This window comes from Streptomyces sp. NPDC002785 (genome assembly GCF_040295565.1).
Taxonomy (GTDB): Bacteria; Actinomycetota; Actinomycetes; order Streptomycetales; family Streptomycetaceae; genus Streptomyces.
In genome coordinates this window covers 1-15,904 of record NZ_JBEOVN010000173.1, presented here as the reverse complement: position 1 = coordinate 15,904, position 15,904 = coordinate 1, and the positions used below count along the sequence as shown (strand labels likewise).

Here is a 15,904-nt window from a genome sequence, read left to right as displayed (position 1 = left end):
GCCGGGTCCTCCGGCCGCCCCGGAGGACCCGGCGGACGGCAACGGAGTCATGGCCGCCCGCAACCATTCGGAGAAACGCCGAAGGAGTCACTCCAGGATGTGGCGGCCCTGAGACTGTGCGCTGCACGAGGCCCGGAAGGTGCAGTGCGTGCAGTGCTGGCCGGTCGTGGGGGTGAATCGTTCGTCCAGGACCCGGCCGGCCGCCGTGGCCAGCAGGTCGGAGACCCACTCGCCGGAGAGCGGTTCCTGGGCCTGCACCCTGGGAAGGGCGTCGCCGCCCTCCTTCTTGGGGGCGGGCTGGCGCAGCTGTACGAGTTCGGCGCCGCCGGGCACGGGACGGCTGCCGTCGAAGAACTCGTCGACCGCCCCTTCCCGGACGGCCAGCTGGTACACGGCGAGCTGGGGGTGGCGGGCAACCTCGTCCTTGGTCGGGGACTGCTTGCCGGTCTTGAAGTCGACGACGTACGCCCGGCCCTCGGCGTCCTGTTCGACGCGGTCCATGGAGCCGCGGATGCGCACCTCGTACTCCCCCGCCTCCAGCGTCACGTCGAAGTCGTGCTCGCTCGCGACGGTGGTGCGGCCGGCGCGGTCCATGACGTGCCAGCGCAGGAAGCGTTCGAGGGCGGCCCTGGCCTGTTCCTTCTCCTGCCGGGACTTCCACGGGGCGTCGAAGACGAGGCCGTCCCAGACCGAGTCCAGCCGCTCCATCAGGACGGCGAGATCGGCGGGAGTACGTCCGGAAGCCACTTCGTCGGCGAGTACGTGGACGACGTTGCCGAAGCCCTGTGCGGCCGTCGCCGGGGCGTCCGCCTTCACCTCGCGGCCGAGGAACCACTGGAGCGCGCAGGTGTTGGCGAGCTGGTCGAGCGCGCTGCCGGAGAGGGCCACGGGCTGGTCGCGGTCGCGGAGCGGGACGGCGGAGCGGGTCGGCTCGTACAGGCCCCACCAGCGGTAGGGGTGGGCTGCGGGTACGAGCGGCTGGCCCTCGTCGTCGGTGAGCGCGGCGAGGCGGGCGAGGCGGTGGGCGGCTTCCTCGCGCAGGGCGTCGGAGGCGTCGGGGTCGACGGTGGTGGCGCGGAGTTCGGCGACGAGCGCGGCGACGGCGAGCGGGCGGCGCGGCCGGCCGGTGACGTCGCGCGGTTCGGCGCCGAGCTCGGTGAGGAAGCGGGACGGCTGGTCGCCGTCGTCGGCGGGCGCCTTGACCGCGGTGACGACGAGACGCTCGCGGGCGCGGGTCGCAGCGACGTAGAAGAGGCGGCGTTCCTCGGCGAGGAGGGCGCCCGGGGTGAGCGGTTCGGCCAGGCCGTCACGGCCGATCCGGTCCGCTTCGAGGAGCGAACCGCGGCGGCGCAGGTCCGGCCAGAGCCCCTCCTGCACTCCTGCGACGACGACGAGGCGCCACTCCAGGCCCTTCGACCTGTGCGCGGTCATCAGCCGTACGGCGTCGGGTCGCACCGCGCGCCTGGAGAGGGTGTCGGCTGCGATGTCCTGGGCGTCGACCTCCTCCAGGAAGTTGAGCGCGCCGCGCCGGCCGGTGCGTTCCTCGGCACGGGCCGCAGTTTCGAAGAGCGCGCAGACGGCGTCGAGGTCACGGTCGGCGTTGCGGCCGCCCGCGCCTCCGCGCAGCGCGGCACGCTCCAGCCGCCCCGGCCACGGAGTACCGGCCCACAGCTCCCACAGGGCTTCTTCCGCGGTACCGCCTCCTTCGAGGAGCTCGCGCGCCTTGCGCAGGAGCGCGCCGAGGCGCTGGGCGCCGCGGGCGTACGCCGGATCGTGTGCGACGAGCCGTTCGGGTTCGGCGAGCGCCCGGGCCAGCAGGTCGCCGGAGGACGCCGGTACGCGATTTCCGGCGGCCCGCTCCTCGTCGCGCAGGGCCCGGCCGAGCCGACGCAGGTCGGCCGCGTCCATGGAGCCGAGGGGAGAGGTGAGGAGGGTCAGGGCCGTCTCGGTGTCCAGCCAGGAGGGTGCTTCGGGGGCGGGTTCCTGGCCGGGAGCCTGATCGGGTTCCTGGCCAGGAGGAACAGGAGCCTCCGCCTCCGCGCCCTGAGAGGCAGGAGCTTGCGCTTCCGCGCCCTGAGAAGCCGGGGCCTGCGTCTCCGCGACCGGCGCGCCCCTGTGCAGGGCCGCCGTGGCGACCGCACGGAGGGCCGTAAGGAGCGGGGCCACCGCCGGCTCATGCCGCAGGGGGAGGTCGTCGCCGTCGACCTCCAGGGGGACGCCCGCCGACGTCAGGGCCCTGCGCACCGAGGGAATCGTGCGGCCTCCGGCCCGTACGAGCACCACCATCTCGTTCCACGGAACGCCGTCCTCCAGATGCGCCCGGCGCAGCAGATCGGCGATGTTGTCGAGCTCGGCGGAGGCGGTCGGGTAGGTGTACGCCTCCACGCTGCCGCCCTCGCGGACCGCGGCGAGTTCCCGGTGGGCGCGGACCTTCGCCGAGGGCAGCCGGGTCAGCGGCATCCGGCGGGTGAGCAGCCGGGTGGCGGCCAGCAGCTGTCCGCCGGAGCGGCGCGAGGTCGTGAGGACCCCGACGGGGGCCGGGGCGCCGTCCGCCCGCCGGAACGCCTCCGGGAAGTCGAGGATGCCGTTCACATCGGCACCCCGGAACGCGTAGATCGACTGGTCCGGGTCACCGAAGGCGATCAGGTCCCGGCCACCCCCGCCCCCCGGGGCGCTCCCCCGGTTGCCGGCCAGCGCGTGCAGCAGCCGCACCTGTGCCGGGTCCGTGTCCTGGTACTCGTCCACGAACACCGCGTCGTACTGCCCGGCCAGCAGCGCCGACACCTCGGGGCGCTCCGCGAGCAGCACGGCCCGGTGCACCAGCTCCGCGTAGTCCAGCACCCCCTGCGCGTCCAGCACATCCAGGTATTCGGCGAGGAACTCGGCGGCGGCGCCCCAGTCCGGCCGGCCGGTACGGCGGGCGAAGTCGGCCAGCGCGTCCGGGCCCAGACCCAGCTCACGGCTGCGGGCGAGCACCGCCCGTACCTCGTCGGCGAAACCGCGCGTGGTCAGACAGGCCCGCAGCTCGTCGGGCCAGCGGATGTGCGCGAAGCCGTCCTGTTCCAGTTCGAGCTGGCCGGCGAGCAGCTCGCGAACGGTGACGTCCTGCTCCGGTCCGGAGAGCAGCCGCATCGGTTCGGCGAAGAGGTCGGCGTCCTGATGGGCGCGGACCAGTGCGTAACAGAAGGAGTGGAACGTGGTGGCCTGCGGACCGCGGGCGGCACCGAGCCGGGCGGCCATCCGGTCGCGCAGCTCCACGGCGGCCTTGCGGCTGAAGGTGAGGACCAGGATGCGGGCCGGATCGCCGCCCCGTGCGACACGTGCGGCGACCACCTCGACGAGCGTGGTCGTCTTGCCGGTGCCCGGTCCGGCGAGCACCAGGAGTGGGCCGCCGGGGTGATCAACCACCGCACGTTGCGCTGCGTCCAGGAGAGGGGGATCCACGGAGCCCGGCGGGGTACGCACCAGTCGGTACGCGCCCGCGGTCCTCCCCCTACGCCCCTGCGGGCGTGGGGGGACCCCCTGCCGTGCCTGACGGTGCGCACTGTGCCGGGTGAAGGAGGAGGAGCTCACGTGGATCGCCGGTCCTGGTGGGTGTACTGGTGATGAGGGTGCGGTGCGTGCCGCGAACTGTCGACGCTACGCCAGCGGGGACGCGGTCCGAGGCGAGTGGGCTGCGTGCCTCGTCACGTTCCGCGCCATGGGCGCCATCGCGTATCGCTTCGTGTTCCACATCACGCGCCGGGCCCGGCGCCGCCCGTTGCGCCCCCGAATGGCCCAAGCTGTCAGATGTGAGCACTTCCGTCCTTGTCCCTGTCCGCGCCCGCTCCGCCGGTGGCGCCGTCCCACCGCGCCCGCTTCATGTCGAGGCGCGGCAGATGGCCCTCCGCGCTGCGCGACGCCTCGCGCAGCGGGGTGCTCTCCTCGCGGTAGTGGTCCAGCGCCCGCAGTTCGTGGCCGGGCAGCAGTGCCCCGTCTGCGCGCACCACGCGCCACCACGGCACCGCGGCCCCGTACAGCGCCATGACCCGGCCGACCTGGCGCGGGCCGCCGTCGCCCAGCCACTCGGCGACATCTCCGTACGTCATGACACGGCCGGGCGGAATCAGCTCGGCGACGTCGAGCACCCGTTCCGCGTACTCCGGCAACTCGTCGATCGTCCGGTCGCCGCTCGTCCGGTATTGGCTCATCCGGCCCATCCTGCCGTACGCCACCGACAGCCCGGCCCGATCCGTGTGCGCCCTTTCACGGGGCGTGCGTGCGAGAGCAAAGGAGCGTATGTTGCGCTTCGCGTGTCCGCGCAGTGCACCCTGACGCCCTCTTTTGCCGCCGGGCCGTGCCACCATCGTGCGGGCGGTGACCGGTGATACGAGACCACGAAGACCAATCAGAGGCGACGAAGGAGCAGGGCGTGCAGCCACCGAAGGCGGCGGACGCCCCTGACACCCCGCGCCCGGACGCGCCGCACGGACCCGCCGAAAAGTCTGGTGCGGAGCAGGAAAAGCGCGCCGGTGCGGAGCAGGAAACGCCTGGTGCGGAGCAGGGAGAGGTCCCCGAGCACCTGGTCGGCTCGACGCTCTCGACGGCCGCTGCGGAACAGACCGAGCGCGTCTCGGGGGACGAACCGCTGCTTCCCGCCCGGGTGCACCGCCCCTCCGACCTCATGCGGCTCCTCATCGGCGTCCTGGCGATCGTCGTCCTGTTGTCGATCGCCGCGTTCGCCCACGGCACGACCACCGGTCTCGAACAGGACATCAACAAGGGCACAGGCCAGGCACCCGACATCCTGATCAAGAGCGCCGGTCTGATCTCCAGCATCGCCGTGCTGCTCGTTCCGGTCGCCTTCGCCATCGAGCGGCTGATCAAACGCGACGGACTACGGATCGCGGACGGCGTGCTCGCCGCCGTACTGGCACACGGCGTCACGCTCGCCGCCGATCTCTGGGTGGCCAAGTCCGCGCCGGGCACCATTCAGGACGCCCTGACCCAGCCGCAGCCCGGTGACGCGCTCAGCGATCCCGTGCACGGCTATCTCGCCCCCGTGATCGCCTATATGACGGCAGTCGGGATGGCAAGACGGCCACGCTGGCGGGTCGTGCTGTGGGTGGTGCTGCTGCTCGACGCGTTCGCCATGCTGGTCGGCGGCTACACGACCCCGTTCTCGATCATCCTCACCGTGCTGATCGGCTGGAGCGTGGCGTACGGCACGCTGTACGCGGTCGGCTCGCCGAACGTACGGCCGACCGGTCAGCATCTGATGGCCGGCCTGCGCCGTGTCGGCTTCCACCCGGTCACCGCGATGCGCGCCGAGGACGCTCCCGAGTCCGGCGACCAGAGCGACCGCGGGCGCCGCTATCTCGTCACCCTGGAGGACGGGCCACCGCTCGATGTGACGGTCGTCGACCGTGAGCAACAGGCCCAGGGCTTCTTCTACCGGGTGTGGCGCAGGCTCACCCTGCGCGGCATCACCCAGCACCGCTCCATCCAGTCGCTGCGCCAGGCACTGGAGCAGGAGGCCCTGCTCGCGTACGCGGCGATCGCCGCCGGGGCCAACGCCCCCAAGCTGATCGCCACCTCCGAGCTCGGGCCCGACGCCGTCATGCTGGTGTACGAGCACATCGGCGGCCGTTCCCTGGACGCGCTGGAGGACTCCGAGATCACCGACGAACTGGTGCGCGGCGCCTGGCGTCAGGTGAAGGCGCTCCAGTCGCGGCGCATCGCGCACCGCAGGCTCACCGGCGACGCCATCCTTGTGGATCGTGCCGGCAAGGTGTTCGTCACCGATCTGCGCGGCGGCGAGATCGCAACCGGTGATCTGGTCCTGCGGATGGATGTCGCACAGCTGCTGACCACCACCGGTCTGCGGGTGGGCGCCGAGCGGGCCGTCGCCGGTGCGCTGGAGGTGCTCGGCCCCGATGCTGTCGCGGACTGTCTGCCGCTGCTGCAGCCGCTCGCGCTGAGCCGCTCCACCCGGGCGACCCTGCGCCGGCTCGCCCGGGAACGCTCGCAGCGGGAGCGCGAGGCGGTGCTCGACGCGTCGGACGCGGCCAAGCGGGCCAGGTTGCTCGAACACGGGGCGGCGCAGGAGACCTCCGCCGCCGGTCCGGGCCCCGACCGCAGAGTCGCCCGCAAGTCGCTGCGCAACCAGAAGCAGGCCGAGAAGCGGGCCCTGGACGACGCGCTGGAAGAGGCGCGCGAGGAGGATCTGCTCTCCCAGATGCGGCAGCAGGTGCTGCTGATACGGCCGCAGGCGCCGGTCGAACCGGTACGGCTGGAGCGCATCAAGGCGCGCACCCTGGTCAGCTGCATCGCCGGCGCCATCGCCGCGTACTTCCTCATTTCGCAGGTCACCCAGGCCGACTTCGGTGCGGTCGTCGAGCAGGCGGAGTGGGGCTGGGTGGCGGCCGCGGTCGGCTTCTCGGCCCTCAGCTATGTCGCAGCGGCTATGAGCCTGCTGGGCTTCGTGCCGGAGCGAGTGCCGTTCGGCAGGACCGTGCTGGCGCAGGTCGCCGGGTCCTTCGTGAAGCTCGTCGCCCCGGCCGCGGTCGGCGGTGTGGCGCTGAACACCCGCTTCCTGCAGCGTGCCGGGGTACGTCCGGGGCTCGCCGTGGCGAGTGTCGGCGCCTCGCAGTTGTTCGGCCTCGGCTGTCACATTCTGCTGCTGGCGGCGTTCGGCTATCTGACCGGCACGGAGAGGACTCCGTCCTCGCTCACCCCTTCCAGAACCGTGATCGCCGGGCTGCTGACGGTCGCGGTGCTGGTGCTGGTGGTGACGGCGGTCCCGTTCCTGCGGAAGTTCGTGGTGACGCGGGTGCGGTCGCTGTTCGCCGGAGTCGTACCGCGCATGCTCGACGTGGTGCAGCGGCCTCAGAAGCTGGTGACGGGCATCGGCGGAATGCTGCTGCTGACCAGCCTGTTCGTGCTGTGTCTGGACGCTTCGGTCCGGGCGTTCAGCGGTCCGGATGTGCCACATCTCAGCTACGCCAGCATCGCGGTGGTCTTCCTGGCCGGTAACGCGCTGGGGTCGGCGGCGCCCACACCGGGCGGTATGGGGGCGGTCGAGGGCGCGCTGACGCTGGGGCTGATCGCGGTCGGCCTGCCGAAGGAGGTCGCGGCACCAGCCGTTCTGCTGTACCGCCTGCTGACGCTGTGGTTGCCGGTGCTTCCCGGCTGGCTCTGCTTCAACCATCTGACCCGCAGGGGCGAGCTCTGAGCCGCAAGGGCGAGCCCTGACGGTTCCTCAACCGTAGGACGGTCCTGTCCGCAAGGCCGGTCGGGCGACCGGGGAGACCTCCTGCCACCCGCTTGGACCGGTGCCTCGTGCACCGGTCCGGCTCCCGCCGCACGATGGGGCCATGAGGACCTCCCCCGCCCTGCGTGCCGCTGCTCTCGCCGCCGCCGTCACCGTGCTCCTTCCCATCACCGCCTGCTCGGAGAGCGGCAACAAGGACGGCCCGGACGGGCCGCAGAGCTCTCCCCTTGCGGCGGATGCCGCCGCAGCCAGCACCTCCGGCGACCTCGCCTCCCAGAAGCTGACGTGGAAGCCCTGCCCGGCCCCGTCCTCGGCACAGGGCAGCGGAAACGCCCCGTCGCCCCTGCCGGGCGGCACCCCCTGGGAGTGTTCCTTCATGAAGGCCCCGCTCGACTACGCAAATCCGGGCGGCAAGACGATCGAGCTGGCACTCATCCGGGCCGGCGCCAGGAACCCGGACAAGCGGATCGGCTCCCTCATCTTCAATTTCGGCGGCCCCGGCGCCTCCGGAGTCGCTACCCTGCCCGCCTTCGGCACCGACTACGACAAGCTCCGCACCCGCTACGACCTGGTCAGCTTCGACCCGCGCGGGGTCGGTCGCAGCGCGGGCGTGGAGTGCGAGACCGACCGGCAGCTCGACGCCCGCTACGAGACCGACGGCACTCCGGACACCAGCGCCGAGGTGAATGCCTTCGTCAAGGACACCAAGACGTTCGCGTTGGCCTGCAAGAAGAACTCCGGGCAGCAGCTCCCCTACGTCGGCACCACCAATGCCGCCCGCGACATGGATCTGATGCGTCAGGTGCTCGGGGACAAGAAGCTGTACTACTTCGGCATCTCTTACGGCACCGCACTGGGTGGCGTCTACGCCAACTTGTTCCCGAAGAACATCGGCAGGTCGGTGCTGGACGCGGTGGTCAACCCGACCCAGGACTACGAGCAGTCCTCGCTCGGCCAGGCCAAGGGGTTCCAGCTCGCGTTGGACAACTTCACCAAGGACTGCGCGGACCGCGGCGAAGCCTGCAGGCTCCCCGGTACCACTGCGAAGGAGGTCGAGCAGGGCATCTCCGACCTTCTCACCGGGCTGGAGAAGAAGCCGATCCCGGGGCTCGGCTCCCGGCAGCTGACGCAGACCCTGGCCATCACCGGCATCGCAACCGCCCTCTATTCCAAGCAGACCTGGCCGCTGCTGGAGCAGGGAGTGGACGAGGCCGACGGCGGGAACGGCGCGCTGCTCCTCGCCCTCGCGGACTCGCTGAACGGCCGTGCCAACGACGGTCGCTACGACAACTCGATGGCCGCCAACACCGCCGTCAACTGTGCCGACACCAAGCAGCGGTTCACCGCGGACCAGACCAAGGCGAAGCTCCCGGATTTCCAGTCCGCCTCGCCGGTCTTCGGTGACTATCTGGGCTGGGGCCTGATGGCCTGCACCGGCTGGCCGGTGGCGGGCGCCTGGGAGACGCCGGACGTCAGCGCGCCGGGCGCAGCCCCCATCCTCGTCATCGGCAACACAGGCGACCCGGCGACCCCGTACGAGGGATCGAAGGCGATGGCCGACGCGCTGGGCAAGGGCGTCGGTGTGCAGATGACATACGAGGGCCAGGGGCACGGCGCGTACAACAGCGGCAATGCCTGTGTGCAGAAGACCGTGGGCGACTATCTGCTGAACGGCAGGATTCCGGCGGCCGGGACAGTCTGCAAGTAATTCACCATCCACGGACGGCCTGATCGGACCGACCGGCACATGGGGGGTGGGAGACGCCACAGATGCGCGTGCCCAGGCCCGGGACGCCGCTCCCCATGTGCCGGCCGGTCTTAATACACCGGCTTCTCGGGCTCGATCTGGTTGACCCAGCCGATCACGCCGCCGCCCACGTGCACCGCGTCGGCGAAGCCCGCCGACTTGAGGACCGCGAGGACCTCGGCACTGCGGACACCGGTCTTGCAGTGCAGGACGATGCGCTTGTCCTGCGGGAGGTCCTGGAGGGCGTTGCCCATCAGGAACTCGTTCTTCGGGATCAGCCGGGCGCCGGGGATCGAGACGATCTCGAACTCGTTCGGCTCACGGACGTCGATGATCTCGATCTTCTCGTCCCCGTCGATCCACTCCTTGAGCTGCTTGGGAGTGATCGTGGAGCCGAGCGCCGCCTCCTGGGCCTCCTCGGACACGACGCCGCAGAAGGCCTCGTAGTCGATGAGCTCGGTGACGGTCGGGTTCTCGCCGCAGACCGCGCAGTCGGGATCCTTGCGGACCTTGACCTGGCGGTACTGCATCTCCAGAGCGTCGTAGATCATCAGCCGGCCGACCAGCGGGTCGCCGATACCGGCGAGCAGCTTGATGGCCTCGGTGACCTGGATGGAGCCGACCGAGGCGCAGAGCACCCCGAGCACGCCGCCCTCGGCGCAGGAGGGGACCATGCCCGGCGGGGGCGGCTCCGGGTAGAGGCAGCGGTAGCAGGGGCCGTGCTCGGACCAGAAGACGGAAGCCTGGCCGTCGAACCGGTAGATCGAGCCCCAGATGTACGGCTTGTTCAGCAGTACGGCTGCGTCGTTGACCAGATAGCGGGTGGCGAAGTTGTCCGTGCCGTCCACGATCAGGTCGTACTGGGCGAAGATGTCCATCACGTTGTCGGCCTCGAGCCGCTCCTCGTGAAGGACCACATTCACGTACGGATTGATGCCCAGGACCGAGTCCTTGGCGGACTCGGCCTTGGAGCGGCCGATGTCGGCCTGACTGTGGATGATCTGGCGCTGCAGGTTCGACTCGTCGACCTCGTCGAACTCCACGATGCCGAGCGTGCCGACACCGGCGGCGGCCAAGTACATCAGGGCCGGCGAACCGAGACCGCCGGCGCCCACACAGAGCACCTTTGCGTTCTTCAGCCGCTTCTGTCCGTCCATCCCGACATCTGGGATGATCAAGTGGCGGGAGTACCTGCGGACCTCGTCGACGGTGAGCTCAGCAGCTGGCTCGACCAGGGGTGGCAGCGACACAGGAACCTCAACAATGCAGGTGGTCGGTTTCTACGTACTTCATTTGCGTACGGTTGTGCTTGCCGTAACACTGCCACGCCCCTCCTCATTCCGAGATACCACGTCCGATCCGCGAGACGAATTCGTCCCAGTAGCTGGGCAGCACCGCGAATGGGTCCGTTTGTCCGTTTCGGTCGTCCCGGTCCGTGAAGAAGATCGTGCCCGCGCCCTGCCAGCGGGCGATGCGCATGGCCTCTTCGAGGTGGGTTCGCGGAACGCCGTGGACGAAGTGCGCGAATCGGTGGGGCGGGTATGCGGCGGTCCACTCCGCCACCTGCGACCAGCGGTAGTCGGCCCACGGTCCGCAGAAGGTGACCAGTTGGTCGGCGGCCTCGGCATAGCCCGGATGCGGATGGGTGCCCAGCCCCAGCACCAGCAGCCCGCGCTCCTCCCCGCTCTCCCCGTGATCGCTGCCGCTGTCGTCGAGGAGCGTGGCGAGTGTGCTGGTGAGACGGCGGACAGCCGTGAGGTCGGCACGCTTTGCCGGGGACCGGCCGAGATAGAAGCCGTCGACGCGGTACCAGTCGAGGAAGGACTGTGCGTCGGCGATCAGCTCACCGAAGGGGCGGCTGCCGAAGGCCAGATCGAGATGGCCGAGCAGTCGGCCGCCCGTCGCCCGGGCGGAGTCCTGCGGGACCTCGCCGTGCAGGGCCCGCTCCCGTGCGTTGCGGATCCGGCCCGCGGCCTCCAGGCAGTGCGGGTCGGGGCGGGCGCCGGGGCCGTTGTCGATGTTGAGGACCGCCCAGTGCAGCGGGGTGCCCGGGCGGGTGAGCTCGGCCCACTCGGTGGGGGCGAGCAGCGGATGCGCGTAACCGGGGACGCCGAAACCGAGCTGTTCGGCGCCGCTGGTCCGGCGGGCGGTAGTGGTGGGGATCAGATACGGCACGCCGCCTCCATCCAGATGTCGGCGAGGGACTCCTCCAGATTGATCCGGGGGCGCCAGCCGAGCCGGTCCCTGGCGGTGCGGACGTCGGCCTGCTGCCAGGCTCCGCAGCCGTCCGGGTAGGGGGACGGGGTCGCCGAGAGGTGTTCGATGACCGACTCGGTGGAGGTGCGCGGGGCGCCGATGGGCAGCCGGGGCGGGGGCGCGTCGAGTTCGTGGAGTGCGCCCGCGTATCCGGCGACCCTGGCGAGGGCACTGGCCGCGTCCCGGAGCCGTACGGCGCGGCCGGTGCCGATGTTGACGACGCCCTGCGCGGCGGAGAGCGAGGCGGCGTGCACGGCGCGCGCTACATCGCGTACGTCCACGAAGTCGCGCTGCACGCCGAGGCCACTGAGCTTCAGCTCGCCGTCACCGGACTGCATGGCCCGGCGCATCGCCTCCGCGAGCCTGCCGAGCGGGGAACCGGCCGGGGTACCGGGGCCGACCGGGGAGAAGACCCGCAGCACGATCGCGTCAAGGCCGGAGCCGAGGACGAGTTCGGTGGCTGCGAGCTTGCTGACGCCGTAAGGGCCGCCGGGGCGCGGAATGGCGTCCTCCGCGGTAGATGAGCCGGGCTGCGAGGGCCCGTACTCCGACGAACAGCCGACCTGGACGAGCCGGGCCGTACAGCCGCTGCGCCGCATTGCCTCGCAGACGGTGGCGACGGCAACGGTGTTGTGGCGGGTCAGATCGCGGGCCCCGCCGCGGGTGGCGCCCGCGCAGTTGACCACGACTCCGGGGTGGACGGCGTCCAGGAAGCGGGTCAGCGCGCCGGGGCTGCCGCCGGCGAGGTCGAACCGTACGTCGGCGTCATCTCCGCGGCCGAGCGCCGTGAGGTGCACGGCGGGGTCGGCGAGCAGGCGGTCCGCCACGAACCGGCCGAGGAATCCGTTGGCTCCGAGCAGCAGCACCCTCATCGCGCGCCCCCTTGGTGCCGACGGCGGGCTGCCGGTGCGGGGGATTGGGGGGTCATGTCCGGTGTCTCCTTGAGGAAGTGTGGTGCGGTACGGGGGGAAGGGCCCGCGGCGTCGGCTCCGCGGGCGGTGTGCGGGTGGGTGGTTCGGGATGCGGGGTGGAGCGGTGGTGCGGCTTTGGTCACGGGTTACGCGGTGGTGCGGGTTTCGTCGCCCGGTGTGATGTGGGCGGATGCCCGGGAGAGGGTGACGGTGGCGTTGATCAGTAGCCCGAGCGCGGCTGCGCCGCAGGCGACGGCGGGTACGGCTCCGGTGCCGGCCGCCATGACAAGGGCGTCGACGGGACGGGCGAGGAAGTGCAGATCGGGCAGCCGCCCGGCCATGACCAGGGCGGGTGCCAGCGCTTCGAGGGCGCAGGCAGTGGCGAGTCCGACGGCGGCGGGTTCGGGGAAACCATGCACGGTCAGCAGCCGGGCCAGTAGGAGCAGCACACCGAGCGCGGCCGCCCCGACGAAGGCGCCGCCGCCCCGATATCCCAGATGCGCGATGTGGAGCAGCCCGGCGAGGACGCACAGATGGAGTGCGACGGCTCCGAACAGCAGGGGGCGTACACCTGCGGCGAACTCCTCCAGTGCGCGGCTGCCGATGAGTTTGCGGTGTGCGTGTACGGAGAAGAGATGCGCGCACCAGGCGGCAGGGGCGACGGAGAGGGCCAGCCCCAGCAGCGGTGCGGGGGTGAGCGTCCAGGGGCCTTCGGGGCCGCCGCTGAGTACCTGGTCGAGCAGCGCCTCGCCGTACAGGACATAGCCGAGGAGCCAGCAGCCGTACACATGGGCAGCGCCCGAGGACCGGCCTTCGGCGTGCAGGGGGCCGCTGCGCAGGCTGAGGGTGAGCCCGACGACGGCGACGAGCGCTCCGGCGAGGGCGATCACAAGCCGTCCCTGGCCTCCGAGCACCCCCTCGGTGAGCCTCAGTGCGCCGGCCGTCGCGATACAGGCGGCGCCCGGCACCAGTGCGCGGAGCGACCATGCGGCGCGCGTCCCGGTGTCGCGCTCGGGCGCGCGAAGTCGTGTTGCGGGCTCCCCCGCCACGGCGGGAACCCGGGCGTAGAGTTCCTCGGCGAGCGAGAAGACATCGCGGTGCCGGTAGTGGGCTGCGGCGCGGTCGGTGACGCCATGGGCTTCGAGCCCTGCGGCGATCTCCAGCGGATCGACGGCCCGCTCGCACAGCTCGCGGTGGCGGTGCATCAGCGATTTCACGGGGTCGACGGGACCTCGGCGCGAGGCGTTGAGCTTGCGCGCCGGAGCGGCGCACGCGATCTCGGGGGCGCGGGGAGCCGCGGCCCCCTCCCTGGAAACCTGCTCTGTGGAAGCCTGCTCTGTGGAAGCCTGCTCCGTGGAGGCCTGCTCTGCGGCGGCTTTCTCCGTAGCCGCTTTCTCGGTGGCGGCTTTCCCGATGGCTTTCGGTGCGGGGGCAGGCTCGGCATCCGGAGCCGCAACAGGAGCGGTGTCGGCCGATACGTCACCCGCCTCGACGACACGAGAAGCCTCGCTCCGAGCACCGTCGTCCGGCACGCCCACGGGCTCGACCGCAGTTGCCGCCACCACTGCCGGGTCGGGGCCGGACGGGCCCCGTTCCGGCTCCGAGATCTCGGCGCCGAGGGTCTCGGAGACCAGCGCCCGCGAGCGGAGGTCCCAGCTTCCGCCGGTGGTCGGTGTGGCGGGTGCGTCGGACACCCCGGTCGGGCCGCCCATGGTGATTCCTCCGTGATCGTCGCCCACTGCGTCGGACCGTCCCGGCCCGCCGCTGTGGCCCGGCCCGGCCGTCCCCTGTTGCCGTTCACACATCGCCGCCACCCGCTCCCCGCGCTACCGCGCAGATGGTTCGGGGCTCGGCGGCCCGGCTGAGTGTGTGGTCGGCCGCGCCTGCCGGGGCAGAGCCCGAGGCCGGCCACGGGCCCTGGACGTGCGCCTCGGGCGGAGTGGCGAACGGGCGCGGTTCGCCGTCGGCGTTCACCGCGTCGGCCTTCCTGCGCACCGGAGCGTGCGAGATCAGCTCCAGGTAGATGCCGCGAAATGCCGCGAGGTTCTGTTCAACGGTGAAGAGTTCGAGTGCGCGGGCGCGCGCCGCCGCTCCGAGCCGTGCGCGACGTTCGGGGTCGCGCAGCAGCGCGAGGCAGGCGTCGGCGAGCGCCTTGGGATTGCGCGGGGGCACCACGAGCCCGGTGCCGCCGATGACTTCGACCACCGCGCCGACGTCCGTCGACACGGTGGCCCGTCCGCAGAACATCGCCTCGACGAGACTGACGGGGAAGCCTTCGACAACGCTGGAGAGGACGGCGACCCCGCCCGCCGCGTAGGCCTCCGACAGATCCGGCACCTCGGCTCCGCCGATGTCCTCGAAGGAGACCGGGTTGTCGCCGACGGCGTGTGCGCCCGTGGCCTCGTCGGGGAACAGCTGGGCGGCGAGCGCCCGGCAGTGCGCGAGATAGGTGGCGCCTTCCGGGCCCCGCGCCGGAGCGCCGATGATCCGCAGCCGGGCGTCCGGTTCCGCCTTCCGTACCTCCACGAAGGCGTGCAGCAGCGCGATCAGGTCCTTGTCCGGCTCGATCCGGCCGACCCGGACCAGCGTGTCGTCGGGACCGCTGTCGCCGCTCTCCCCCAGGGCCGTGAACCGGCCGGCCTCCATGCCGGGGTGGACCGTGCGCAGCTTCTCGCGTTCGGCGCCGCACCGTTCCTGCCAGCGGCGGGCGTGGGTGTTGCCGGGGGTGACGAGCGCGGCCTGCCGGTACACCTCGGTGGCGAGCCGTCCGTGGAGGTTGGCGAGCACGGCGCGTACCGGCGCACTCAGGGAGGTGCCGGCCGCGGCGAGGTAGTGCGCCCTCAGCTGCACGCTGTGCTCGGTGACCAGCAGCGGAACTCCGAAGAAGCGTTTGGCCAGCAGTCCCGGCAGTGCCGCGGCACCACCGGACGTGGCGTGGCAGAGGTCGACCGCGCCGAGGCTCTCCTCGTCGTACCAGTCGAGGGAGAGTGGACGCAGCACCCGGTCGAGCTCCCGGGCGAGGGCGAGGAAGTCGGGGACTGTGGCGGTCTGGACGGTGCGGCCGGTGCCCGGGGCGCGACAGGCGGCTTCGAGCACGCGTACGGCGGTTTCGGAGCGGATCGCCGCTGGAAGCCCCCCGTGTTCGCGGGCCAGTTCGGCCAGTCCGTACAGGCCGTCCGTGAACTGCGCGTCTGCGACGCCGGCTGCCGTACCCCCGCCTTCGCTCCGTTCGCCGAAACCCGCGCCTCCCCCGCTCGTGCCCGCGGCGCCCGTCGCACCCGTCGCCGTGCAGACGGAGGTCGCGAGAGCCGTGAAGCATGCCGTGAAGCGCTGCCGTTCGCGCCGTCCGTACGAGCGTCCGCCCCCGCCCGTCACCATCCTGGCGAGCAGCCCCTTGGTGACGTGTGCGCCCAGGACGCCCTCGTCGGCCGTCCACAGCGGCGCCGTCCGCACCCGGCTGACCTGCGCCGGGAGCTGGACCCAGCCCTGCGCTTCCTGGTCGGCGGAACGACTGAGCGCGAAGAGATCGAACTCGTGCTGCGCGAGTCCGCGCACCAGACGGTCGCACCAGAGTCTGGACTCACCGATCGCATACGGATAACCACCATCGGTGAGGAGTCCGATCCGCACGAGCACACCCCCGATCTCCCTTGTAGGCGGCCGCCGTTGGAACGGCGACTCACAGCGGGACGACCGTAAGCGGATACGCCGGTGGTGCGACGGACTGTTGTCCGTCGC

At 71.6% G+C, this 15,904-nt stretch carries 9 protein-coding genes; 2 read left to right on the top strand and 7 right to left on the bottom strand.

Annotated features, from left to right (window positions below; translation table 11 throughout):
* Positions 1-87: 87 nt before the first annotated feature.
* A complete protein-coding gene (locus ABTZ94_RS29430; protein WP_351205139.1) occupies positions 88-3,573 on the bottom strand; it encodes an ATP-dependent helicase in 3,486 nt (1,161 codons plus the stop codon).
* A gap of 212 nt (positions 3,574-3,785) precedes the next feature.
* A complete protein-coding gene (locus ABTZ94_RS29425) occupies positions 3,786-4,190 on the bottom strand; it encodes an MGMT family protein (protein WP_351205137.1) in 405 nt (134 codons plus the stop codon).
* Positions 4,191-4,411: 221 nt separating this feature from the next.
* Between ABTZ94_RS29425 and ABTZ94_RS29420 the strand changes: the two genes are divergently transcribed.
* Positions 4,412-7,213: a lysylphosphatidylglycerol synthase domain-containing protein gene (locus ABTZ94_RS29420; RefSeq protein WP_351205135.1), complete on the top strand. Its 2,802-nt coding sequence runs from the start codon at positions 4,412-4,414 to the stop codon at positions 7,211-7,213.
* Between the two features lie 142 nt (positions 7,214-7,355).
* Positions 7,356-8,960, top strand: coding sequence for an alpha/beta hydrolase (locus ABTZ94_RS29415; RefSeq protein ID WP_351205133.1), 1,605 nt, complete (start codon positions 7,356-7,358; stop codon positions 8,958-8,960).
* A 110-nt stretch (positions 8,961-9,070) separates the two neighbouring features.
* Here ABTZ94_RS29415 and moeZ read toward each other — a convergent pair whose 3' ends face one another.
* From moeZ to ABTZ94_RS29390, 5 genes are all read right to left on the bottom strand, one after another.
* Positions 9,071-10,249, bottom strand: a complete 1,179-nt coding sequence (moeZ, locus tag ABTZ94_RS29410; RefSeq protein ID WP_351205131.1) for an adenylyltransferase/sulfurtransferase MoeZ — start codon at positions 10,247-10,249, stop codon at positions 9,071-9,073.
* An 85-nt stretch (positions 10,250-10,334) separates the two neighbouring features.
* On the bottom strand, positions 10,335-11,174 hold the full coding sequence (locus ABTZ94_RS29405) for a spherulation-specific family 4 protein (RefSeq protein ID WP_351205129.1): 840 nt from the start codon (positions 11,172-11,174) through the stop codon (positions 10,335-10,337).
* Positions 11,162-12,127, bottom strand: a complete 966-nt coding sequence (locus ABTZ94_RS29400; RefSeq protein ID WP_351205127.1) for an NAD-dependent epimerase/dehydratase family protein — start codon at positions 12,125-12,127, stop codon at positions 11,162-11,164. The genes ABTZ94_RS29405 and ABTZ94_RS29400 overlap by 13 nt, the downstream gene beginning before the upstream one ends.
* Positions 12,128-12,312: 185 nt before the next feature.
* Positions 12,313-13,878: a hypothetical protein gene (locus tag ABTZ94_RS29395; protein WP_351205125.1), complete on the bottom strand. Its 1,566-nt coding sequence runs from the start codon at positions 13,876-13,878 to the stop codon at positions 12,313-12,315.
* Between the two features lie 85 nt (positions 13,879-13,963).
* Positions 13,964-15,796 carry a DUF3492 domain-containing protein gene (locus tag ABTZ94_RS29390; protein ID WP_351205141.1) on the bottom strand — a complete coding sequence of 611 codons (1,833 nt, stop codon included), beginning with the start codon at positions 15,794-15,796 and terminating at the stop codon, positions 13,964-13,966.
* Positions 15,797-15,904 lie beyond the last annotated feature (108 nt).

Coding starts and splice junctions, on each gene's coding strand:
- ABTZ94_RS29425 (WP_351205137.1), bottom strand. CDS start 4,190: ATGAGCCAATACCGGACGAGCGGCGACCGGACGATCGACGAGTTGCCG.
- ABTZ94_RS29415 (WP_351205133.1), top strand. CDS start 7,356: ATGAGGACCTCCCCCGCCCTGCGTGCCGCTGCTCTCGCCGCCGCCGTC.
- ABTZ94_RS29400 (WP_351205127.1), bottom strand. CDS start 12,127: ATGAGGGTGCTGCTGCTCGGAGCCAACGGATTCCTCGGCCGGTTCGTG.
- ABTZ94_RS29395 (WP_351205125.1), bottom strand. CDS start 13,878: ATGGGCGGCCCGACCGGGGTGTCCGACGCACCCGCCACACCGACCACC.